This window comes from Chloroflexota bacterium (genome assembly GCA_011322445.1).
Classification (GTDB): Bacteria; Chloroflexota; Anaerolineae; order Anaerolineales; family DRMV01; genus DRMV01.
On sequence record DRMV01000043.1, the window covers coordinates 81,789 to 103,663 of the forward strand.

Here is a 21,875-nt window from a genome sequence, read left to right on the forward strand (position 1 = left end):
CCCTCCGATTACCAGCCGCTTTCTTCCACTTCGGTGCGCGTACGGGTGAAGCATTCGATGATGTCGCCCACTTTGAAATCCTGAAAGCCTTTGAGAGCAATGCCGCACTCGAAGCCTTCGCGAATTTCACGGACGTCTTCCTTTTCATGTTTGAGGGAAGCCAGGGGCCCCTCAAACAGCACCTCATTGCCACGCACCACACGGGCGAGGGCGTTCCGGCGAATGACGCCTTCCCGCACACGGCAACCGGCCACCTTGCCCGCCTTGGGGATCTTGAACACGGCCAGCACTTCGGCCTTGCCGAGGGTGGTTTCCTCTTCTTCGCCGCCCAGCATGCCTTTGAGGGCTTTTTCCAAATCCTCGGTCAGCCGGTAGATGATGTTGTAGGTGCGAATGGAAACCCCCAGGCTTTCGGCCAGTTTGCGCGCTGGGGCATCGGGGCGCACATTGAAACCGATCACCACGGCTTTGGAAGCCGCCGCGAGGTTGACATCGTTTTCGCTGATGTTACCCACCGAAGCGTGCAACACGCGCACTTTGATTTCACTCTTTTCGGCCACTTCCTGAATGGAATTAACCACCGGCTCGAGGGAGCCGTGGACGTCGACCTTGACGACCAAACGCAGTTCGTTGGTCTCGCCGGCCTGCACCTGCTCGAAGAGGTCTTCCAGGGAAATCTGGCGTGTTTCTTGCTGCGCTTTGGCACGGGCAGCGTCTTGCCGCCGGGCCACGATCTCGCGAGCGACTTTCTCGTTTTCCACCACGCGGAAGAGTTCGCCCGCGGCAGGCACATCCACAAAACCCAACACCTGCACCGGCATGGAAGGCGGGGCTTCGCGTACAGCCTTGCCATGCTCGTCGGTCATGGCACGGATTTTGCCGTACGTCGTTCCCGCCACAACCACCTGGCGGAGTTTCAGCGTGCCATTTTGCACCAGCAGCGTCGCCACGACCCCGCGCCCTTTTTCCCGGCGGGCTTCGATGACCGTCCCGATAATGCGCCCGCGAGGGTTGGCCCGAATTTCCATGCTGTCGGCCACCAACAGGATGGCTTCCAGCAGGTCTTCGATGCCTTCGCCCTGTTTGGCGGAAACCGGCACGACCATGGTTTCACCGCCCCATTCGTCGGGCACCAGCCCCACATCGGCCAGTTGACGTTTGACACGCTCCGGGTTGGCATTGGGGCGGTCGATTTTGTTGAGTGCCACGATGATGGGCACCCGGGCGGCTTTGGCGTGGTCAATGGCTTCCCGCGTCTGGGGCATCACACCGTCGTCAGCGGCCACCACCAGCACCACGATGTCGGCACCTTGCGCGCCGCGCGCCCGCATGGCGGTAAAGGCTGCATGGCCGGGGGTGTCGAGGAAGGTGATTTTGCGCCCATCGTGCACCACCTGATAAGCACCAATATGCTGGGTGATACCGCCGGCCTCGCGCTGAGCAACATTGGTGTGACGAATGGCGTCGAGGAGGGTGGTTTTGCCGTGGTCGACATGCCCTAACACAGCAACCACCGGGGGGCGGGGCTGCAGTTGGTCTTCCGGCTCGTCGGCAATCAGCCGCCGCCAGAGGGGAATTTCCGCCTCGGCCTCTGTTTCCAGTTCTTCTTCTGGTTCTTCCAACACCACTTCGTAGCCCAGTTCAGTGGCTACGATTTCTGCAGTTTCAAAATCGATCGTCTGGTTAATAGAAGCCATGACCCCATTCGCCATCAACGTTTTGATGAGGTCGATGGGGCTGGCTTTCAAAGCCTCAGCGAGTTGACGCACTGTCATGCTCGCCGGAAGCGTAATCGGCTCCCGCCCGTTCTGTGTCATGTTCACCTCCTTGGAGGTCCGCCCGTCGTGGCGGCCCTACGATTCCATTCCGGCGTCGGCCGAAATGCGCGCTTTAGCCAGCGCGTGATGATGCTTCCGCGGCGTCTTCCTCACCGTCGTCGGGAAGCACGGCCATAAAAGCCTTCAAGCGTGCAATATCGTCGTCGGTCAGCTCGACCCGCAGGGCGCGGGCCAGCGTACCTTTCTTGAGCGCCCGCTCCCAGCAGGCACGCCGATCGTGCAGGTAGGCTCCCCGGCCAGGCAACCGACCGGTGAGGTCTACCCGCACCCCTTCAGGGGTACGCACCAGCCGCACCAGTTGCCGCTTGGCTAAGGTCTGGTGGCACCCCACGCAGGTGCGCTGCGGTACGTGTTTGCCACGCCGTTTCTTCGCCATTTCCGCCTCCTGCGCGGCGGGCTAAAAGTCCCATTCTTCCCATTCGTCTTCGCGCTTGTGGCGCTTGACGGGGATCAAATCGTCTTCGCTTTCGCCGTAGGCCAGTTCCACATACTGGCGCGGCTTCTTCTTTTTCTTCTTTTTCTTCTTCTTGCGTGGTTTGTCGGCCGCCAGTTCTTCCTCTTCAGCCTCTTCGTCCACGGCCACCTCGTCGGCCGGAATTTCGACCTGGGCGAAGATGTCTTCCAACGAAGCGCTTTCTTCCACTTCTTCGGCTTCCTCCGCCGCTTCAGAAGCAGCCTCAGCCTCAGGTGTGGCCTCTTCCACCGCTTCTTCAACCTCCGCGGCTACCTGAGTCTCTGCTTCAGCCTCTGCCTTGGCTTCCTCAACGGGAGCAAGGGCCTCTGCTTCGGCAACGGCCTCCTCTTCCCCGAGATGGGGCTCTCCCTCAGCAGGGGCAACAGGTTCCTCTACCTCGGCCTGCGGTTCTTCCGTCGGGTGGGCTTCCTCAAAGAGGGCCAGGGTTTCCGTAATTTGCTCCATGGCCTTCGGACCAATGCCATCCAAAGCCAACACCTCATCGGGGTTGAGCTTCATTTGCAGCATGAGATCACCGATGGAATTGTAGCCCGCATTGGTCAACAACATGGTAATGCGCGGCGTCAGGCCCAAAACATCCACAGGCAGTTCAAAGGCCGCTTCGGGAATTTGTGCCCGGGCTTCGGCCAGGCGACGGGCCTCTTCGGAAAGTTCCTCAGCCCGGCGGGCAATCACGCCCCGCTCGACGCGGTCGACAAAGCGGGAAAGTTCGCGGTATTCTTCAGGAGCCAGCAAGCGGCCTTCCGCCTTCTTTGCCAAAATGGCCTCCACCACCGGGATGGTTTCAGCCTCAGCCTCGGCAAAAGGTGCGTATTGCGGGTCGTTTTGAAGTTTGTAAAGCGCCTCAGACGCTGCTTCGGAGACGTTTTTGATATCAATGCGCCAGCCGGTCAATTTGGCTGCCAGGCGGGCGTTTTGCCCCTGTCGCCCAATGGCAAGGCTCAGCTGGTCCTCGGGCACCACAACGGTCGCCGTGCGGCTCTCGTGGTCAAGGTACACGCCGGTGACCTGCGCCGGGCTCAAGGCTTTCGCGATGAAGACCTCGGGGTCGGGGTTCCACTCAATGACGTCAATTTTTTCGCCATGCAATTCGCGCATGATGGCCTGAATGCGCACCCCGCGCAGGCCGACGCACGCGCCCACAGGGTCAATAGTGGGGGCAATGGCCGAGACCGCCACTTTCGAGCGCCGCCCCGCTTCGCGGGCAATGGCGCGGATTTCCACCTCGCCACGGTAGATCTCCGGCACCTCGTCTTCCAGCAACCGGCGGAGGAAATTCTTGTGCGCTCGCGAAAGGATGACCTGCGGCCCTTTGCCCGTCGGTTTCACCTCCAACAGCAAGGCACGCACGCGATCGTGAACCCGGAAACGCTCACCGGGTATTTGCTCTCGGCGGGGCAACAAGGCCTCGGTGTTCTTCTCCAGGCCCACCGTGACCCCGTTAGGGCGCACAGCCTGGACAATGCCGTTGACGATTTCGCCTTCCAGTTTGCTGAAGTATTGATATTGGAGTTCCCGCTCAACTTCGCGGAGGCGCTGTTGCAACACTTGCCGCGCCGTCTGGGCTGCAACCCGCCCCAGGCGCTCGGGGGTGACGTCGACCATCACAACATCACCCAATTGCACCTCGGGGTCGATTTGCTCAGCCTCTTCCAGCGAAATTTCGGTGGCGGGGTTTTCCACTTCCAGCACGACCTCTTTCTCGGCCTTGACTGAGAAGTGCCCGTCGGCCATATCGATTTCCACTTCAACGTTCTGGGAAGACGGCGCGCCCGCCTCTTTACGGTAGGCTGCTGCCAGTGCCTTCTCCAACACCGAGGTCACCGCCTCAGAGGGGAGATGGCGTTCTTCCAGCAACTCGTTGAATGCCAGTAAGAGTTCACTTTTTGCCATAACCTCATTTTCTCCAGAACAAAATCTCGCCGCAGGGCTCTCTGCAGCGCAGGCAAAACGCAAGGGGCGCTTAATCACAGAAAAGTGGGGAGCACCCACTTTTCGGCCACGGAAACCCGCCGTGCTCCCCCCACGGAGCCTATTTTAGCATGAGGACAGGGAAGGCGCAAGGTTATCTTCGCGCTTCATTCAGAGCCTGCCTGAAAATTTCGTGCAGTGCGCTACTGCATGGCAGGTTTAGGGGTAACGAAGCATAAAGAGAATTTAAAAATCCGAAAAAACACCTTGACACGCTCTTGCCCTTATGCTACAGTATCAGCGCAAAGTTCAGCAAAAAATCTCCCACGGTTGCGCAACCAAGAAAGGAGTGAGGCCTTGGCTCAATCACGCACCCAACAACTCGTGGAACGTCTTCGCAACTTGCAGGCTTCCTCTCCAGACATTGAAGCCTCGGCAATTGTGAGCGTCGACGGTCTGACCATCGCTTCGGCACTGCCACAAGGCATTGAAGAAGACCGCGTCTCGGCCATGTCGGCAGCCATGCTCTCGTTAGGCGAGCGCATCGCCTCGGAACTGGGGCGCGGGGCACTGGAACAGGTTTACATTAAAGGCAACCAGGGGTATGTCGTATTGATGGCTGTGGGTGAAGAAGCCGTGCTGACCGCTCTGGCGCGCGAAGGTGCCAAACTGGGCCTGATCTTCCTGGATATGCGCAGGGCAGCCGAAGACATCGCCAAACTTCTCTAAACCGACCGGAGGGCGCGTCATGGATCCAATCCCCGAAAGTGGCTACTACTACCCGAACAAGATCGCGCGCATCATCTTAGAGGCCCTCGAAGATGTGATGGGGAAAAACGGCCTAAACGCCATTCTCAACCTGGCACATTTGCCCCACCTCATCGACAACATGCCTGCCGACAACCTCGACAAAGCATTCGACTTTGCCTACGTGTCGGCCATCAACCTGGCACTGGAAGAGATGTACGGCCCGCGCGGAGGGCGTGGGCTGGCGTTGCGCGCAGGACGAGCCGCCTTTGCCGAAGGGCTGCGTAATTTCGGCGCCCTGGCAGGAGTAGGCGATCTTGCTTTCAAGGTGCTGCCGCTGAAAGCCAAACTGCGCATCGGCTTGCCCGCGATGGCAAAAATCTTTACCCAGGTCAGCGACCAGATTACCACGGTCGAAGAAAAAGAACACGAATACATTTACACCATCCACCGCTGCCCGGTCTGCTGGGGGCGTCAAGGCACCACCGACAAGCCGGTATGCTACATGGCCGTGGGGCTGCTGCAGGAAGGGCTCAAATGGGTCTCCGGCGGCAACGAATTTCGCGTCAACGAGTCAAAATGCGTTGCCAAAGGCGATGAAGTGTGCGAATTCATCATCCAAAAAGAACCGATTGGCTGAAAAGTGGAAAGCAAACGTCACCGCCTCCTCATCATTGAAGACGACCTGGATGTTGCCGAGATGCTGACATCGTACTTCCGAGTGCAGGGGTACGATGTGCAAACGGCAAACTGGGGAGAAGACGGCATCCGCGCGTGCCAAATTTCGCCGCCTGACCTCGTCATCCTCGACATCCGCCTGCCAGACATCGATGGCTACCAAGTGGCGGAACGCCTGCGCACCAACGTGCGCACCTCTCGCATCCCCATCATCTTCCTGACCGAAAAGCGCGACCGCAGCGACCGCCTCAAAGGCCTCAAACTTGGCGCCGACGACTACATCACCAAACCTTTCGACATCCAGGAACTGCGCCTGCGGGTGCGGAACGCCCTGCGCCGGGCTTCTCTGGGCCCGGTGACCAACCCGGTCACCGAATTGCCCGAGGGGGCTTTGGTAGACGAAGTGCTTCAAGAACTGCTCGATAGCGGCAAAGAATGGGTGGCTCTGCTGGTTTCCGTCCGCAACCTGGATGCCTTCCGCGAGCGCTACGGTTTCGTCACTTCTGACGATGTGCTGCGCGCGATCAGCCGCATGCTTCAAAACGCCACTCGCGACGCGGGCTCTGGCAACGACTTCATCGGGCATCTCTCCCCCAACGATTTCCTCATCATTACCGAACCTCCCCATGCAAACGCCATTCGCTCCCGCATCGAGCAGCGGCTGGGGCAGGCGCTGGATTACTTCTACCCCCTGAAGGACCGCCTGCGAGAAGATTTCGGAGACCGCAAACTGGCGCTGCGCATTCGCGAAGTGCGCTCTTCACACGGCCCCTTCATCGATGCCGATGCCATCAAGGAGGCCTTCCAGGTCCGGTAACCATGCGCCTCCTTGTCGTCATTCCCACCTATAACGAAGCGGAAAACCTGCCCCGGCTGGTTTCCGCTTTGTTTGCTTTACCGCTCGACCTCGGTGTGCTGGTCGTGGACGACAACAGCCCCGACGGCACCGGCGAAATTGCCGAGGCGCTGAAAGCGCGCTTTCCGGGGCGGGTTGAAGTGCTGCATCGCGCCGGGAAAAGCGGGTTGGGGCCGGCCTACCTCGCAGGCTTCCAAAAAGCCCTCCAAATGGAAGGCGTGGCGGCCATCGCCCAGATGGACGCCGACTTTTCGCACAACCCTGCCGTGTTGCCACAAATGGCAACCCTGCTGGAAAACGACCAGGCCGACCTGGTGCTCGGGTCGCGCTACGTGCCCGGCGGTCGGCTTGACGAAGCCTGGCCGCTGTGGCGCAAAGGGCTATCGGCCTTTGGCAATTTCTATGCCCGCGCCATCCTGCGAATGCCGGTGCGCGATGTCACCGGGGGCTACCGCCTCTGGCGGCGAGAGACCTTAGCCAACCTGCCCCTGGCACGCGTCCACGCAGCGGGCTACCTCTTCCAGGTCGAAATGGCCTATCTCACCCACAAACTCGGCTTTCGTATTGCCGAAGTGCCGATTTACTTCCAGGAACGCCGTTGGGGGCAATCTAAAATGTCATTCGCCATTCAGGTGGAAGCCGCCATTGGCGTGTGGCAACTGCTGTGGCGGTATCGCGACCTGTAAATTCGGGTTTCCTCAGCCCAGGCCTGCCCCGCTCTTCCTTCAGTTTTTTTCCATCAACGGCACCACCAGCATACTGGTCGCAACGCGGTGCCGCAAGGTGCTGATGGTCGTGCCAAACACCAGGTCGGAAACTCCCGAATGGCCGTGCGCTCCCACCACGACCAAATCGGCCTCCACCTCGGTGACCATGCGCGCCAGTTCCGCCGCGGGGTTGCCCGTTCCCAAATGCCACGTCGCCTGCACCCCCAGCGCCTCTACCGAGGCCGCCAGGCTCTGTAACCGCTGGCGGTCCATTTCCACTTCCAGGTCATCGGCGTCAGGGCCCAAAGCGCGAGCCGCAGGGCTTTCCACGACGTGCATCAAATGCAACGTCGCCTCCGCGGGCGCTGCCACCCGCAAAGCGGCTTCCAGCAAGCGCCGGTCGTTGCCGGAAAAGTCCAACGCCACCGCCACCCGCCGGTAAGGGGTCAACGCAAACGAAAGCGGTGCCACCGCCGAGCGCCCCAACGCCTTGTGCGGTACGGCCAGCCGGCGCGGCCACCTGCCCGCGGCGCGGCGTCGTTTCAGCCACGGGTGCACGGTCACATACACCAGCAACCCCAGAAAAGCCGCCGCCAGCGGGAAAAGCGTGCCCCGCACCAGCCACCCATAACGGCCGGCATGGGCTGCCCACTGACCGATTTCATCCCCCACCAGTTTTACATTCAGCCCCAAGATGATGCTGGCCACGCCCCACGCCAACACCTGCATCCAGCGCGGAATGATGAAATCTCCCATGCGTTCCCGGTCGGCCACGGCATGCACCAAAGGAATGACGGCAAACGGCAATTGCAGCGAAAGCACAACCTGGCTTAGCACCAGCAATTCCCCGGTGGCGTTTTCCCCGGCATAGTAAATGACCAATATTGCAGGCACAACGGCCAGCAAGCGGGTGATCAGGCGGCGCAGCCACGGGCGAATGCGCAGGTTGAGGTAGCCTTCCATCACGATCTGCCCGGCCAGGGTGCCCGTAACGGTCGAACTCTGCCCGGAAGCCAACAGCGCTACCGCAAAAGCAATGGGGGCAATAGAAGCCCCTAACAAGGGTTCGAGCAGATGATGGGCATCTTGAATTTCGGCCACCCTGAAGTAACCGTGACGGTAAAACACTGCTGCCGCCATCACCATAATGGCCGCGTTGACCAAAAACGCCAAATTGAGCGCAATGCCAGTGTCAATGTTGTTCCAGCGAATGGCTTCCTTGATGGCCTCTGGCTCGCGACCAATCTTACGCGTTTGCACCAGTGCCGAATGCAGGTAAAGGTTGTGCGGCATCACCGTTGCGCCCAAAATGCCAATGGCAATGTAAAGTGCGGTTGCATCGGGCAAAGAAGGCACAAACCCGCGCACAATGCCGCCCCAATCGGGCTGTCCCAGCGCGATTTCCACAAAAAAAGCCGCCCCAATCGTTCCCACCAATGCCAGCACCACGCTTTCCAGTTTGCGAATGCCAAAACGGGAAAGCACCAGGAGCAGCAACGTATCCAACGCCGTCAACAGCACACCGTAAATCAAAGGAAGGCCAAACAGCAACTGCAAGGCAATGGCCGAGCCGATGACCTCGGCCAGGTCGGTTGCCGTAATGGCAATTTCCGCCAGAATGTAGAGGGGAATGTTGACAAAAGAGGGATATTCCTCCCGGCACACTTGCGCCAGGTCGCGACGGCTGACGATGCCCAGGCGCGCCGCCAGGCTCTGGAGCAAAATCGCCATCATGTTCGACATCAACAGCACCCAAATCAAGGCATAGTTGTAGCGGCTGCCGGCGGCAATGTCGGTCGCCCAGTTGCCGGGGTCCATGTAACCCACTGCGGCCATGAGCGCGGGGCCGGTAATGGCCAGCCAGCGCCGCCACCAATGGCCGCGCGTGGGCACGACGACGGTCTCATGCACCTCCGAAAGGGACTGATGCCGTTGTTTCACCATATTGCCTCCCTCACGGGCTAAATTCCACAAAAATGGCCTCGGCCAGCGCAGGGCCTATCACCACGGCCTCATCGCGGCCTTCGACGCGCAAATACACCAGATTATCGCCAGCGGTGCGCTGCTCTACCCCAAAGCCCACCCCCGGACGCAGCCCCAACGCCGAAAGCCGCCGCAGCACCGCGGGGTCGGCATCCGACACGCTGACAATGCGCCCGCGCTCCCCTGCCTCGGCTTGCGTCAACGGCACCGCGTGGGAAAGCGGCAGCGTGAGGTCGTGCCCCGGAATGGGATGGCCGTGGGGGTCGAAGGCCGGTTCCCCCAGCAGACGAGCGATGCGCGCTTCCATGCGAGCAGAAATAGCGTGCTCCAAACGCTCCGCTTCTTCGTGGACTTCATCCCACCCATAGCCCAGGATGCGCACCAGAAACAGTTCCAGCAAACGGTGGCGGCGCAAGGTTTCGAGGGCAATGCGCTCGCCCGCGGGCGTAAGCGTCGCCCCCCGCCGAGGGCGGTAGGCCACCAGCGGCGGCTGCTCACCAGCCAGCCGTTTGAGCATGCCCGTGACGGAAGCCGGAGCCACGCCCAACATGGCCGCGAGGCTGTTGGTCGTGGCCTGGCCCCCTTCGCGGGTCAATCGGTAAATGGCTTTGAGATAATCTTGCACGCTGGGGGAAGTCTCAGGCATCACTAAACCCCAATTTAGGATAGGCTAAATTCTACCACAAAATTCCCCCTCGCAACAAAAAAGGCCGTTGCACCCATGCTCGCGCATCGGCCCAACGGCCCAACCCACCCTCTTCGGGCTTGCAAACCCTCAAAACCCCAAAATCACACCACTGTGACCATGACTTCTCCCTGGTCAACCGTCTGCCCGTCAGAGACTTTCACCTTCTCCACTTTGCCTGCTTTAGGTGACTTGAGTTCATTCTGCATCTTCATGGATTCCAGGACTACCAGGACGTCACCTTTTTTCACTTCCTGACCTTCTGTGACGGGCACGGAAACCACCAGCCCGGGCATCGGGGCTTTGAGCAGGAACGGTCCACTATCCTTGCCGCCACCGCCTCCTGCCAGCCGCAAGCGCCGCAGTTGCTCGTCTTCCACCCGCGCTTCGTAAAGCGTACCGCCCATCAGCACCTGCCACTGCCCATCGGCTTCGTAAACATAGCCCTCGAAAGAGCGGTGGTCGGCCAGCAAAGAATACAACGGCTGGCCGCTCACGGCAGCCATGTCGACCTCATACACCCGTCCATTCACGGCCACGTGGCGTTCATCCAGAATTTCTACTTCAAATTCCTGGTCGTTGACGGTGGTAATATATTTCATACCGGGGTCTCCTCAAAGATGCAAGATGCAAGTTGCAAGATGCAGGATGCAAGTTGCAAGATGCAGGTTGCAGGTCAGCGGTGGATGCGTTCCCAGCGAGAATACCACTTCCAGTTGCTGGTGTCGCGCTTGGCGCTGCGGATGACGTGCGCCGCCCGCAGGGTTTCCTGATGCGCCACCAGGGTCGCCATAATCGCTGCAATTTCGGGGTAGGTTTCCCGCACTGCATCGGCCTCTTCCATCGAAAAGCGCTCTTCGACAAAACGGGTATCGAAACTGCCTGCAATGAAGCGGCTCTGCTTGAGCAAATTCTGGTGAAACGGAATCGTGGTGCGCACGCCTACAATTTTGTATTCTTCCAACGCGCGGCGCATGCGCTGAATCGCGTGGCCGCGGGTTTCGCCCCACACGATGAGCTTGGAAATCAACGAATCGTAGTAGGGGGAAATCTCAAAACCAGAATACACCCCCGTATCCACCCGCACACCGGGGCCGGTGGGCAGCAGCATGTGCTCGATGCGGCCAATGGAAGGCATGAAATTGTTGTAGGGATCTTCCGCATTGATGCGGGCTTCCATCGCCCAGCCGTGCATTTGAATTTGCTCCTGCGTGTAACTCAGCGGCCTTCCTCTGGCTACACGAATTTGCTCTTTCACAATGTCCACACCGGTCACATACTCGGTAATCGGGTGCTCCACCTGTAAGCGGGTGTTCATCTCCAGAAAGTAGAAATTCTTGTCCTTATCTACCAGGAATTCGATGGTGCCGGCGTTGATGTACCCCACCGCCTCCGCAGCCCGCACGGCCACGCCTCCCATTTTCTGGCGAAAGGCTTCATCCTGCCCCACAAAGGGGGAAGGCGACTCCTCAAAGAGCTTCTGATGCCGCCGCTGGATGGAGCATTCCCGCTCGCCCAGGTGGATGGTGTTGCCATGGGTGTCGGCCAAAATTTGAATTTCGATGTGGCGGGCGCCTTCGATGAGTTTTTCCAGATAGACGTTGCCATCGCCAAACGCGGCCTCGGCTTCCGCACGGGCCGAGCGCAGGGCCGCGGGCATCTCGTCCAGCGAGCGCACTTCGCGCATGCCCTTGCCGCCGCCGCCTGCCACGGCCTTGATGAGCAGAGGGAAACCAATTTTCGGCGCGAGGGCCAGCAATTCCTCGTCGTTCAGGTTGCCTTCGCCTTCCGTGCCGGGCACCACCGGCACGCCCGCAGCCGATACCGTGGCGCGCGCCATGGCTTTGTCGCCCATGGTGGCAATGGCATGAGGCTTAGGGCCGATGAACACGATGCCCTCATCCTCGCAAGCCTGCGCAAACTCGGCGCGCTCGGCCAGGAAGCCGTAGCCCGGATGAATCGCGCCCGCGCCCGATTTTTTGGCGACTTCCAGCAGTTTGTTCATCCGCAGGTAAGACTCGCGCGCCTGGGGCGGGCCAATGTAATAGGCTTCGTCGGCATAACGGACGTGCAACGCGTTGCGGTCAACGTCGGAATAGACGGCCACGGTCTGTAAGCCCAATTCGCGGCAGGCGCGGATCACTCGGACGGCGATTTCGCCACGGTTGGCAATCAGCACTTTGTTGAACATGGGAACCTCGTGAGTGGTGACTTGGTTGCTTCGCTGCCTGGTTACTGGGTTGCCTGGTCGTGGTAAGCGCGCCCGACCTCAAAGGCTTTGCGGTTGACTTCCACCGCCTTTTGTGGCACACGGCGCACGATCACATCCAGCCAGTATTCCGGGGGCACGTCGGACATTTGGGCAGAAAGCGCGCCCAGCAAAATCGTGTTGGCAACCTTGCGGTTGCCGAGTTCCTCGGCCAGTTTGGGCGCGGGGATGAACACAATGCGGTCGGTCACAGCACGCGCCGCGGCAAGGGCTTCCTCAACCTCAGGGTAGCGCATGTCGCTCAGCGTGAGGGAAGGCGGCGGCAGGGTTTCGCTGCTCAGCAAGAGCACACCACCGGGCTTGAGGTAATGCAAAAAACGCATCCCCTCGACGATTTCCTGGCCGATGAGGTAATCCACCTCGCCCACCGAAATCAGGGGGGAATGCACCCGCTCGCCCCAGCGCACGTGGCTGACCACCACGCCGCCCCGCTGGGCCATGCCGTGCACTTCGGATTTCTTGGCTTCCAGCCCTTGCGCCAGCCCCACCTGGGCAATGATGTCAGCGGCCAGCAGGGTGCCCTGCCCGCCGACGCCAGTTACGAGGAAATTGGTTACGGTCATGGCATCCCTCACAATTTGAACTCAATCGGCGCGCCCGGCTCAATGGCCTGACGGGCGCAAACATCGTAGCACTGGCCGCAACCCACGCACTGGGCGGGGTCAATCCACGCCTTGGGTCGGCCGCTTTCCACATCAATCACGTCGCTCTTCAAAATGGCCGGGCAGCCGATGCGGAAGCACAAGGTGCAGCCGTTGCACGCGTCCTCAATGATGCGGTAGGGCTCGCGGGTGTAGTGCTCGCGGAAGACGCAGATGTCGTGGCTGACCACCACCGCCGGGCCGGGGAAATCCAGCGCCTCGCGGATGGCCTTTTCCAGCGCCGGCCAGTCGCGCGATTCCACGGTCGCCACATATTCCACGCCCATGGCGCGCGCCACTTCGGCGATGTCAATGCGCTTGCCGGGGCGGCCTTGCAGGGTGTCGCCCGAGGCGGGGTTGCCCTGATGGCCGGTCATGCCGGTGTTGCGGTTGTCCAGCACGATGACGGTGACGGGCGTTTGGTTGTACACCGCGCTGGCGAGGGCTGGCAGGCCGGTGTGGAAGAAAGTGCTGTCGCCGATGACGGCCACGTTGCGCCGCGGGCGGCCGCGGAACTTGCCCAGGCCCGCGATGGTCATGCCGCTGGCCACGCCGATGCTCGCACCCATGCAGCCGATGGTGTCGGTGGTATCCAGCGGCGGCAGCACGGCCAGCGAATAGCAGCCGATGTCGGAATTGACCACTACCTTGAGTTTGCGCAAAATCCAAAACACATCGCGGTGCCCGCAGCCTGCGCACATCACCGGCGGGCGGGGCGGCAGGTCGGCCAAAGGCGGTGCGGGCTTGCGGCCGCTGGGCGGCAGCAGGCCGGCCTTTTCGGCCGATTCGCGCACCACGTCCAAAGTGAATTCGCCCACCATGGGGAAAATGTCCTTCCCGCGCACCTGAATGCCCAGCCGCCGCACCCAATCTTCAATGAACGGGTCAAGTTCTTCCACCACGATGAGTTGCTCCACGCCAGCGGCAAATTCCCGAATCAGGCGCTCGGGCAGGGGCCAGGCCATGCCTAGTTTGAGGAACGAGGCGTTGGGGAAGACCTCGCGGGCATAGTTGTAGGCCGCGCCCGCGCTGATGATGCCCAACTTGCGGTCGCCCCACGCAATGCGGTTGATTTCCGCGGTCTCCGCCCATTCCCGCAGTTTGCGGATGCGCTCTTCAATGATGGGATGGCGTCCGCGGGCGTTGGAGGGAATCATCACATACTTGGCCGGGTTGCGCTCGTATTTCCGCTGGGGGTGCACGGTGCGCTCGCCCAGCGTTACCACCGATTTGGCGTGCGAAACCCGGGTGGTGGAGCGAATCAGCACCGGGGTATCGTATTCCTCGCTGAGTTCGTAGGCGAGGATGGTGAAATCTTTGGCTTCCTGACTGTCACTGGGTTCCAGCATGGGCACTTTGGCAAAACGGGCGTAGTTGCGGTTGTCTTGCTCGTTTTGCGAAGAGTGCATACCGGGGTCGTCGGCGGTGACGATGACCAGCCCCGCGTTGACGCCGGTGTAAGAGGAGTAAAACAGGGATTCGGAAGCCACGTTCAGGCCAACGTGCTTCATGGTCGCGAGGGCGCGCTTGCCCGCGTAGGCCGCGCCGATGGCTACATCCAGGGCGACCTTTTCATTGGCCGACCATTCAGCATACACATCGTCGAACGTGGCAAAGGCCTGCAAAATCTCGGTACTTGGCGTGCCAGGATAGGCCGCGGCAATTTCCACGCCCGCTTCCCACGCGCCGCGAGCAATGGCTTCGTTACCGCTGAGCAGGGCTTTTTCCATCAAAACCTCCGGGGTAGTCAGTTAGTCGTTTGGTCGGGCAGTCACGTGGTCTGGCTCGTGAGGAAATCAAGCAGCAGGGGGTTGAAGGCTTCAGGGCGCTCTTGGGGCAGCATGTGCGGCGCATCGTGGATCAGGGCCAATTGGGCATTGGGAAGCGCCTCAGCAATGGCTTCCGCATGGCTGGGGGGCGCGTATTCGTCTGCAGTGCCCTGCACCACCAGCGCAGGGGCTTTCACACGCTGCAAAAGCGGGCGGGCATCCCAACCCAGCACGCCAGGGCGATGCCAGCCGTGGTACCACATCTCAAACACCGCTGCCCCGCGGCCCCGGTGGGTGCGGTCCAGCGCCCGGCGGAAGGCTTCCGAGGTTTCATAAGTCCGCCGCAGGGCTTCCATGCCAGGCTGCATGGTGGGGTCCACATACACATGCGCGGCCACGGTGACCAAAGCCCGCACGCGCTCGGGGTGCTGAGCGGCAAAATAAAGCGCGATGGTGCCGCCGTCGCTGTGCCCCACCAGCGCCACCTGGTCCAGCCCCAAGGCGTCGAGCAACGCCCGCAGGTCTTCCACATCAGGCTCAAACCAGGGCGTGTGCAACTGCGCCCGCGGCCCGGCTGCACCGTAGCCCCAACGGTCGTAGGTCAGCACCCGAAAGCCGGCTTTCACGAGCGCGGGCACCTGGGCGCGCCATGCAGCGCTGCTGCCCAGGCCGTGGTGCAAGAGCACTACGGGGAAGCCCTCAGGCGGGCCGTGGAAGGTGTGTGCGAGGCGGTGCATGGTAAAACAAGGTGCAAGGCGCAGGTTGCAAGGGTTACAGCGGAATGTTACCGTGTTTCTTCGGCGGGTTGGAATCGCGCTTGTTTTGCAGCATTTCCAACGCGTTGATGAGCACCGGGCGGGTTTCTCGCGGTTCAATGACGTCGTCCAGGTAACCGCGCGCCGCCGCGATGTAGGGGTTGGCGAATTTCTTGCGATATTCGGCCACCAACTCGGCCTTGCGCGCCACCGGGTCGTCGGCTTCTTCCAATTCGCGGCGGAAGATGATGTTCACCGCACCATCCGGCCCCATCACCGCCAGTTCCGCCGAAGGCCAGGCAATGTTGAAATCGCCGCGCAGGTGCTTGCTGCTCATGACGTCGTACGCGCCGCCATACGCTTTGCGGGTCACCACCGTCAGTTTGGGTACGGTAGCCTCAGCATAAGCAAAGAGCAACTTGGCGCCCGAGCGAATGATACCGCCGTATTCCTGCACCGTGCCGGGCATAAAACCGGGCACGTCTTCGAACGTCAGCAGAGGAATGTTGAAAGCATCGCAAAAACGGATGAAGCGAGCGGCCTTTTCCGACGCGTTGATATCCAGCACACCGGCCAGCACCGCAGGCTGGTTGGCAATGATGCCCACAGTGCGTCCGCCCAGGCGAGCAAACCCCACCACAATGTTCGGGGCGAACTGCTCATGGATTTCATAAAACTCCCCGTTGTCCACCACCAGGTGGATGACATCTTTGATATCGTAAGGTTTACCGGGGTCGTCGGGCACAATCGTATCCAGCGCGTCTTCCATCCGCAGCGGGTCGTCGCCGGTTTCCAACAACGGCGGGTCTTCCATGTTGTTCTGCGGCAGGAAAGAAAGCAGCCGCCGCACCGACATCAGGGTTTCGGCCTCCGAATCGTGCACCACGTGCGCCACACCCGACTTGGTGGCGTGAACATCCGCACCGCCCAAATCCTCGAAAGTCACATCTTCATGGGTCACGGCCTTGACCACTTGCGGGCCGGTGACGAACATGTAAGACGAACCGCGCACCATGAAAATGAAATCGGTGATTGCGGGGGAATACACCGCGCCGCCCGCGGCAGGCCCCATGATCACGCTAATTTGGGGCACCACGCCCGAGGCCAGGGTGTTGCGCAGGAAAATTTCCGCATAGCCACCAAGGGAATCCACGCCCTCTTGAATACGCGCCCCGCCCGAATCGTTCAAGCCAATAATCGGCGCGCCATTTTTCAGCGCCATATCCATAATTTTGATAATTTTGCGGGCGTGGGCTTCGCCCAAACTGCCACCCATTACCGTGAAATCCTGCGAAAAGACATACACCAGGCGGCCTTCGATCGTGCCCCAGCCGGTCACCACCCCATCGCCGAGATAGCGTTTCTCGGCCATGCCAAACTCGGTGGCCCGGTGGGTCACGAACATGTCGATTTCGCGGAAAGAGCCGCGATCGAGCAGCAAATCGAGGCGCTCGCGCGCCGTCAACTTACCTTTCTTGTGCCGCGCCTCAATGCGCTTGGGACCACCACCCAGGCGAGCCTGGGTCTTCATCTTTCGCAGGCGTTCGATTTTGGGGTCGGGATGTTCACTCATCGTCTGCTCCAAAAAGAGAATTCCAAATTGGCGGCGAGGTCAACACCAGCACCGCGACCACGATAACCGCTGTCAAAACGAGCGCAAAACGCTCATTCTGGCGAAACACAGCGTTTTGCGCCAGCACATAGCGGTCGAGCCACCAGAAAGCACTAAACAACGTGACCGTGGCCGCCGTGGCCGCCGCAGCCCACCGGTGGCTGGTCAACAGCATCATCCAGGTCATGAGGCCAGCAACCAGCCACGCTGCGCCGCTCACAGCCAGGTAAAGCCACGGCACCTCCAGCGGCAGGGCTTGCAACCACGCAGCGCCGCGCCACGCCGCGCCGAGACGCAAACCGCCCCAGGCCGTTATGAACAACACCACGACCTGCAAAAAAGTCGCGGCGAGAAACGAAATCGCCCTGGCCCCTGCAACGCGCCTGCTCATGGGATTTCCAGCGTAATTTTGCCCAACTGCTCACCTCGCGCCAGCCGCTCCTGCGCCGCGCGAGCCTCTGCCAGCGGGAAAGTTTTGTCCAGCACCGGCTTCAGTTTGCCCTGGAACACCAACCGCATGACGTCCCGAAAATCTTTCTGGGGCGACATAGTGGAACCAATCACGCTCAGATGCTTGCCGAAAATGTAGCGGTTGTCAATCTGGAACTTCGGGCCGCCGGTATTGCCCACGGTCAGCACCCGCCCGCCCTTGCGCGCGGCCTTGAAACTCAGCGGGAATGTGGTGCCGACATTGTCCACCACCACATCCACGCCGCGCTTGCCGGTCAGGCGATAAACTTCCTTTGCCCAGTTTTCGGTTTGCGAGCGGTCAATCAAGAAATCTGCCCCCAGCGCCTCGGCCAGCGCAAGTTTTTTTGCACTGGAACCCACCACGACCACCCGGCAGCCCGCGAGTTTGGCGATCTGAATGCTGGCGGTGTTCACGCCGCCCGAAGCACCAACGACGAGCACCCACTCGCCCGCTTTCAGGCCACCGCGGGTAATGAGGGAATGCCACGCGGTTTGGAACACCAACGCTGCGGCCGCGGCTTCGTGATAGCCGAAACCGTTGGGCAAGGCTATCAGGTTGGCTTCCGGCACGACCACATATTCGGCATACGTGCCCGCGCGGGTCTCGCCCAGCAACTGCCAGTGCTCGCAGAGGTTATCCTGCCCCGCGAGGCAGAACTCGCACTTGCCGCAGCCAATGTTAGGGTTGATGACCACCCGGTCGCCCACCTGCCACTGCGTGACGCCCGCGCCCACCGCGGCCACCTCACCCGCACCATCGGCGCCCAAAATGTGGGGATAAGTGAGGCGGATACCCGGCCAGCCTTCCCGCACCCACAGATCAAGCCGGTTGAGCGCTGCAGCGCGCAGCCGCACCAACACTTCCCCCGCGCCAGGCTCGGGGGTGGGCACGTCGCCATATTGCAACACGTCAGGCCCACCGTGCTCGTGGAAGAAAACGGCTTTCATGCATCACGCTCCGTATTTATTGCGAATTGCAAATTGCGAATTGCGGAAGCAACTTCCACAATTCGCAATTCCTCATTCCTTCATTCGCAACTACTCACACCCGCAAGCCGGTTTCCAGGCGGGCAATCACCAGGCGTTGAATTTCACTGGTGCCTTCGTAAATTTCCGTAATTTTAGCATCGCGGAAGTAGCGCTCCACCGGCAGTTCTTTGGAATAACCCATCCCGCCGTGGATTTGCACTGCCGCCCACGCGCAATACATCGCCGTCTCTGCCGCGAAGAGTTTCGCCATCGAGGCTTCCAGCGTATAGCGCTCCCCGGTTTTCTTGGCCTTCTCTTTAGCCAATGCAGCGTTGAAAGTCAAGGCGCGTGCGGCCTCAATGCGGCTTTTCATATCGGCAATCTTAAAGCCCGTGCCCTGGAATTCGCCAATAGGGTGCCCGAAGGCTTCGCGTTCCTGCACGTATTGGCGAGCGGCCTCGTAAGCAGCCTCTGCAATGCCCAACGCCTGCGCGGCAATGCCAATGCGGCCGGCATCGAGCACCGCCATCGCGATCTTGAAGCCCTGGCCTTCTTCGCCAATACGGTTTTCCACCGGCACCTTGACGTTCTCGAAGCCAATTTCGCTGGTGGCCGAAGCCCGAATGCCCAGTTTCGGCTCCTTGCGGCCGCGTACCAGGCCAGGGGTATCGCCATCCACGATGAAGGCAGTGATGCCTTTGTGCCCCTTGGAAGGATCGGTCATGGCAAACACCACGAAATAATCGGCCACCGGCCCGCTGGTGATCCAGTTCTTGCGGCCGTTGAGAATGTAATAATCGCCTTCCCGCACGGCACGGGTGCGCATGTTGGCTGCGTCGGAACCGGACGAAGGTTCGGTTAACGCGTAAGCGCCGATGGCTTGACCCGACGCCACCGGCACCACATACTTTTGCTTCTGCTCTTCGGTACCGTAGTGAAGAATACCGTGGCAGAAGAGCGAGTTGTTGACCGACATAATGGTGCCGTGGGCGGCATCCACCTTGCTAATCTCCATCTCTGCCAGCACATAAGCCAGGGTATCCATGCCCGCGCCGCCGTATTCTTCCGGCACTTCGATGCCCATAAAGCCCATCTCGCCCATCTTGCGGATGGTTTCCATTGGGAATTCGCCGCTTTCGTCGAATTCAGCCGCAATGGGGGCAATTTCTTGCTCGGCAAATTCGCGCGCCGCTTGCTGAATCATGCGGTGCTCATCGGTAAGAATGTGTTCAAACGCAAAACGGCCCATGTCAACCTCCGTCAAGGATAGATAACAATTAGTCAAGCGTTGCCATTATAGCACGGGAAGCCGCGCGACACGCTCAGCAAAGGCACCTTCAGGAAGCCAGCATCTCTCCCCGGCCAGCCCTACCGCCAGCGGCGCAAAGCCCCAAAGGCCAGCAACAACCCCAACAAGGCCCCTGCCCCATACAAGCCAGCCCGCGTCAGGGTTTCGGCGGGCAAGCGCGCCGGGTTAGGGGGAAAGGGTGTAGGCGTAGGCCAGCGGGGGGTCGCGGTGGGCAAGGGGGTCGCGGTGGCCGTAGGACGCGGCGTTCCCCCCACGGCAGGGGCAGGGGTGGGGGTTTCCACGGGGGTGTAATTGCGCACGCGCACCGGCACAGTGGCTTCCCATTGTCGGCCATCAGCGGCCTCCACCACCAGCCTGAGCACATAATCGCCATCGGTCAGGGTCGTCGTATCCCATCGGGCAATCAACCCCTCATGGGCAGGGATGTGCCGGGTGGCAATCCAAAACCAGGTGTGGGTGGGATCATCCGCATAGCCAAAATACAAGGTCGCCGTCTTAAAACCTGCCACATCGGTCACCCCCAAAACCCGCGCCTGCCCTTGCAGCGCCTGATGGGGTTTGGGCGCTGTAATTGCCACCGGGCCGGGGGTAGGCGTAGGCGTCAAGGCATGCGCCGGCCACACCCTGCCCAGCCATATCATCCCCAGCCCCAATATCACCACCCAGCGCCACAACTTCACGCAGCACTCTCCGCGCATTGGCTTCCCCAGAAAAAGCAAAAGCGCGCCACAAAGGGCGCGCTTCTGCTCACCAGGGTTCAGTCCGCCAGGTCAGAAACATCCTCCCCGGCCACGCCGCTGCCGACGTAATCCTCCAGCCGCGGCAGCACCACCACCGGCTTAATCGTGCGCGCCACCACTTCGCGCGTGCCACCGATTTTCAGCTGGTGGAACAGACGGTGGAACTGGGCATCCCAATCGGCGTAAACGGCTTCCTTTACCGCCTCGTCCAAAGCCCAAATCTGTTTCTTGAACGGCCCTAACGCCCGCTTGCGGGTCTTGTAATAAAACTGCTCGTCGGTCATATCGGGCTTGCGCTCATTCGCATGACGCTCCCGCAAATAGGCGTAAATTTCCTCTTTCAAATCGGCAGGCATGTGTTTGTAGAGGATATTCATAAAATTGGTGGCGAGGTGAATTTCGCAGGCTTCGGCTTCAGGGAATTTGCTGAACGCGTCTTCCGGCAGCGTCGAAGCGCCGTGCTGCACCGCGCCCGCCAGCCCATAGACTTCCCGCGCCACACGGCTGAGGTGCTTCAAAGTGTTGAAATCGACTTTGACTTTGGCAATCGAGCCATCGGGCAACACCACCCCGCCATGCGACGTGCCGGTTTGGATGCTGATTTTGCTCAAGCCCGTCGCGCCGGGGGCCAGTTCGGCCAGATGGGCTTTGTAGCCATCCATGTACGCCCGCAGTTCCGGCTCGGTGGAATTATGACCGCCCACTTCGCCGATTTCCCCGCCCACCGAGACATCAATGCCTTCCGGCTGAATGCTGCGGATGTAAGCCGTAAGTTCAGCCGAGAGTTTGTAGTTGAGTTCCTGCTGCTCGGGGATGGTGGGGCGAGAAAGGTCCACAAGGGTCGAAGTGTCAACGTCGATGTTGTAGAACCCTGCTTTGATAGCCTCCAGGCTCAGGTCGCGCACCGCTTGAACTTCGGCGTCGGCGTTCTCGGCAAAGCGCTTGGGGGAAATCTGAAAATGGTCGCCCTGGATGAACACCGGCCCGCGAAAACCCTCGGCAATCGCCGCGGCAAGCACTTGCGCGACGTATTCCGTGGGACGCTGGTCGGAATAGCCAATCTCGGAGCGGGCAATCTCAAAGATGAAAGCGCCGGCGTCGATCGCCAACGCGTTCTTGAAGACCGCGCGAGCGGCCCAAAAAGGCAACACCCGCAAATTCATGGCGGGAACGGTAAAGGACGGCGCGACCTCGCCGCGGCCACGTGCCAGGTACAGGTCGTTGATCGAGGAAGGCACAATGCCCAAATCCAGCGCGGCACCACGGATGAGGAACTGCGCCAGCCCTTTTTCGGGCTGCTCCCCCAACGCCGCGGCTTCCACCAACGTGCGCAAATGGGTTTTCAGGCGGGCTTCGTCTTCCACGTGCACCACGCCGTCGCGCACCACGACGGCGTGGTCGATTTTCGTCAGTAAGGCTTCCAGGGCTTTCATCAGGCATCCTCCTTGAATGTGAGTGCT

The 21,875-nt window shown here is 60.6% G+C and carries 20 protein-coding genes; 4 read left to right on the forward strand and 16 right to left on the reverse strand.

All coding sequences use genetic code 11. The features are described from left to right. Nucleotides 1-8: 8 nt before the first annotated feature. The 3 genes from ENJ54_09525 to nusA form a co-directional block, all read right to left on the reverse strand. The gene (locus ENJ54_09525) at nt 9-1,817 is read right to left on the reverse strand and encodes a translation initiation factor IF-2 (GenBank protein ID HFC10069.1); all 1,809 of its coding nucleotides are present in this window, start codon (nt 1,815-1,817) and stop codon (nt 9-11) included. Nucleotides 1,818-1,890: 73 nt separating this feature from the next. Continuing rightward, nucleotides 1,891-2,214 (reverse strand): YlxR family protein, encoded by a 324-nt coding sequence (locus ENJ54_09530; GenBank protein HFC10070.1) that lies wholly within the window; start codon nt 2,212-2,214, stop codon nt 1,891-1,893. Nucleotides 2,215-2,235: 21 nt separating this feature from the next. Continuing rightward, nucleotides 2,236-4,206, reverse strand: coding sequence for a transcription termination/antitermination protein NusA (nusA, locus tag ENJ54_09535; GenBank protein ID HFC10071.1), 1,971 nt, complete (start codon nt 4,204-4,206; stop codon nt 2,236-2,238). 228 nt (nt 4,207-4,434) lie between these two features. On the opposite strand from nusA, the gene ENJ54_09540 reads away from it, so the two are divergent. The 4 genes from ENJ54_09540 to ENJ54_09555 are packed head-to-tail and all read left to right on the forward strand — an operon-like array spanning nt 4,435 to nt 7,191. Continuing rightward, on the forward strand, nt 4,435-4,953 hold the full coding sequence (locus tag ENJ54_09540) for a hypothetical protein (protein HFC10072.1): 519 nt from the start codon (nt 4,435-4,437) through the stop codon (nt 4,951-4,953). A gap of 19 nt (nt 4,954-4,972) precedes the next feature. Further along, nucleotides 4,973-5,611 carry a 4-vinyl reductase gene (locus ENJ54_09545; protein ID HFC10073.1) on the forward strand — a complete coding sequence of 213 codons (639 nt, stop codon included), beginning with the start codon at nt 4,973-4,975 and terminating at the stop codon, nt 5,609-5,611. A gap of 3 nt (nt 5,612-5,614) precedes the next feature. Further along, the gene (locus ENJ54_09550) at nt 5,615-6,466 is read left to right on the forward strand and encodes a response regulator (GenBank protein HFC10074.1); all 852 of its coding nucleotides are present in this window, start codon (nt 5,615-5,617) and stop codon (nt 6,464-6,466) included. Nucleotides 6,467-6,468: 2 nt separating this feature from the next. After that, the gene (locus ENJ54_09555) at nt 6,469-7,191 is read left to right on the forward strand and encodes a polyprenol monophosphomannose synthase (protein ID HFC10075.1); all 723 of its coding nucleotides are present in this window, start codon (nt 6,469-6,471) and stop codon (nt 7,189-7,191) included. Nucleotides 7,192-7,230: 39 nt separating this feature from the next. Here the strand turns inward: ENJ54_09555 and ENJ54_09560 are convergent, their stop codons facing one another. From ENJ54_09560 to ENJ54_09620, 13 genes are all read right to left on the reverse strand, one after another. Continuing rightward, complete coding sequence (locus ENJ54_09560) at nt 7,231-9,156, reverse strand: iron/manganese transporter (GenBank protein ID HFC10076.1); 1,926 nt, start codon at nt 9,154-9,156, stop codon at nt 7,231-7,233. Nucleotides 9,157-9,166: 10 nt separating this feature from the next. Beyond that, the gene (locus ENJ54_09565) at nt 9,167-9,841 is read right to left on the reverse strand and encodes a metal-dependent transcriptional regulator (GenBank protein HFC10077.1); all 675 of its coding nucleotides are present in this window, start codon (nt 9,839-9,841) and stop codon (nt 9,167-9,169) included. A gap of 143 nt (nt 9,842-9,984) precedes the next feature. Beyond that, nucleotides 9,985-10,482 (reverse strand): acetyl-CoA carboxylase biotin carboxyl carrier protein subunit, encoded by a 498-nt coding sequence (locus ENJ54_09570; GenBank protein HFC10078.1) that lies wholly within the window; start codon nt 10,480-10,482, stop codon nt 9,985-9,987. A 74-nt stretch (nt 10,483-10,556) separates the two neighbouring features. Beyond that, nucleotides 10,557-12,071, reverse strand: coding sequence for an acetyl-CoA carboxylase biotin carboxylase subunit (gene accC / locus ENJ54_09575; GenBank protein ID HFC10079.1), 1,515 nt, complete (start codon nt 12,069-12,071; stop codon nt 10,557-10,559). 41 nt (nt 12,072-12,112) lie between these two features. Beyond that, a complete protein-coding gene (locus ENJ54_09580; GenBank protein ID HFC10080.1) occupies nt 12,113-12,712 on the reverse strand; it encodes a hypothetical protein in 600 nt (199 codons plus the stop codon). 8 nt (nt 12,713-12,720) lie between these two features. Next, nucleotides 12,721-14,520 carry an indolepyruvate ferredoxin oxidoreductase subunit alpha gene (gene iorA, locus ENJ54_09585; GenBank protein ID HFC10081.1) on the reverse strand — a complete coding sequence of 600 codons (1,800 nt, stop codon included), beginning with the start codon at nt 14,518-14,520 and terminating at the stop codon, nt 12,721-12,723. Nucleotides 14,521-14,561: 41 nt separating this feature from the next. Next, nucleotides 14,562-15,296 (reverse strand): alpha/beta hydrolase, encoded by a 735-nt coding sequence (locus ENJ54_09590; GenBank protein ID HFC10082.1) that lies wholly within the window; start codon nt 15,294-15,296, stop codon nt 14,562-14,564. 34 nt (nt 15,297-15,330) lie between these two features. Continuing rightward, nucleotides 15,331-16,887 (reverse strand): acyl-CoA carboxylase subunit beta, encoded by a 1,557-nt coding sequence (locus ENJ54_09595; GenBank protein ID HFC10083.1) that lies wholly within the window; start codon nt 16,885-16,887, stop codon nt 15,331-15,333. Further along, entirely contained in the window at nt 16,880-17,317 is a 438-nt protein-coding gene (locus ENJ54_09600; protein HFC10084.1) for a hypothetical protein, read from the reverse strand. The genes ENJ54_09595 and ENJ54_09600 overlap by 8 nt, the downstream gene beginning before the upstream one ends. Then, nucleotides 17,314-18,345, reverse strand: coding sequence for an alcohol dehydrogenase (locus tag ENJ54_09605; GenBank protein ID HFC10085.1), 1,032 nt, complete (start codon nt 18,343-18,345; stop codon nt 17,314-17,316). Before ENJ54_09605 ends, ENJ54_09600 begins: the two co-directional genes overlap by 4 nt. Before the next feature lie 94 nt (nt 18,346-18,439). Then, nucleotides 18,440-19,570: an acyl-CoA dehydrogenase gene (locus ENJ54_09610; protein HFC10086.1), complete on the reverse strand. Its 1,131-nt coding sequence runs from the start codon at nt 19,568-19,570 to the stop codon at nt 18,440-18,442. 164 nt (nt 19,571-19,734) lie between these two features. Continuing rightward, nucleotides 19,735-20,355 (reverse strand): hypothetical protein, encoded by a 621-nt coding sequence (locus tag ENJ54_09615; GenBank protein HFC10087.1) that lies wholly within the window; start codon nt 20,353-20,355, stop codon nt 19,735-19,737. Between the two features lie 77 nt (nt 20,356-20,432). Further along, complete coding sequence (locus ENJ54_09620) at nt 20,433-21,848, reverse strand: aldolase (protein HFC10088.1); 1,416 nt, start codon at nt 21,846-21,848, stop codon at nt 20,433-20,435. Nucleotides 21,849-21,875 lie beyond the last annotated feature (27 nt).

What these genes read in the sequence shown, in the direction of transcription:
- ENJ54_09595 (HFC10083.1), bottom strand. Translation starts at nt 16,887, where the DNA reads ATGAGTGAACATCCCGACCCCAAAATCGAACGCCTGCGAAAGATGAAG.
- ENJ54_09545 (HFC10073.1), top strand. Translation starts at nt 4,973, where the DNA reads ATGGATCCAATCCCCGAAAGTGGCTACTACTACCCGAACAAGATCGCG.
- ENJ54_09540 (HFC10072.1), top strand. Translation starts at nt 4,435, where the DNA reads ATGGCAGGTTTAGGGGTAACGAAGCATAAAGAGAATTTAAAAATCCGA.
- nusA (HFC10071.1), bottom strand. Translation starts at nt 4,206, where the DNA reads ATGGCAAAAAGTGAACTCTTACTGGCATTCAACGAGTTGCTGGAAGAA.
- ENJ54_09530 (HFC10070.1), bottom strand. Translation starts at nt 2,214, where the DNA reads ATGGCGAAGAAACGGCGTGGCAAACACGTACCGCAGCGCACCTGCGTG.
- ENJ54_09555 (HFC10075.1), top strand. Translation starts at nt 6,469, where the DNA reads ATGCGCCTCCTTGTCGTCATTCCCACCTATAACGAAGCGGAAAACCTG.
- ENJ54_09605 (HFC10085.1), bottom strand. Translation starts at nt 18,345, where the DNA reads ATGAAAGCCGTTTTCTTCCACGAGCACGGTGGGCCTGACGTGTTGCAA.
- ENJ54_09580 (HFC10080.1), bottom strand. Translation starts at nt 12,712, where the DNA reads ATGACCGTAACCAATTTCCTCGTAACTGGCGTCGGCGGGCAGGGCACC.
- ENJ54_09600 (HFC10084.1), bottom strand. Translation starts at nt 17,317, where the DNA reads ATGAGCAGGCGCGTTGCAGGGGCCAGGGCGATTTCGTTTCTCGCCGCG.
- ENJ54_09525 (HFC10069.1), bottom strand. Translation starts at nt 1,817, where the DNA reads ATGACACAGAACGGGCGGGAGCCGATTACGCTTCCGGCGAGCATGACA.
- ENJ54_09610 (HFC10086.1), bottom strand. Translation starts at nt 19,570, where the DNA reads ATGATTCAGCAAGCGGCGCGCGAATTTGCCGAGCAAGAAATTGCCCCC.
- ENJ54_09570 (HFC10078.1), bottom strand. Translation starts at nt 10,482, where the DNA reads ATGAAATATATTACCACCGTCAACGACCAGGAATTTGAAGTAGAAATT.
- ENJ54_09590 (HFC10082.1), bottom strand. Translation starts at nt 15,296, where the DNA reads ATGCACCGCCTCGCACACACCTTCCACGGCCCGCCTGAGGGCTTCCCC.
- iorA (HFC10081.1), bottom strand. Translation starts at nt 14,520, where the DNA reads ATGGAAAAAGCCCTGCTCAGCGGTAACGAAGCCATTGCTCGCGGCGCG.
- ENJ54_09560 (HFC10076.1), bottom strand. Translation starts at nt 9,156, where the DNA reads ATGGTGAAACAACGGCATCAGTCCCTTTCGGAGGTGCATGAGACCGTC.
- ENJ54_09565 (HFC10077.1), bottom strand. Translation starts at nt 9,841, where the DNA reads ATGCCTGAGACTTCCCCCAGCGTGCAAGATTATCTCAAAGCCATTTAC.
- ENJ54_09620 (HFC10088.1), bottom strand. Translation starts at nt 21,848, where the DNA reads ATGAAAGCCCTGGAAGCCTTACTGACGAAAATCGACCACGCCGTCGTG.
- accC (HFC10079.1), bottom strand. Translation starts at nt 12,071, where the DNA reads ATGTTCAACAAAGTGCTGATTGCCAACCGTGGCGAAATCGCCGTCCGA.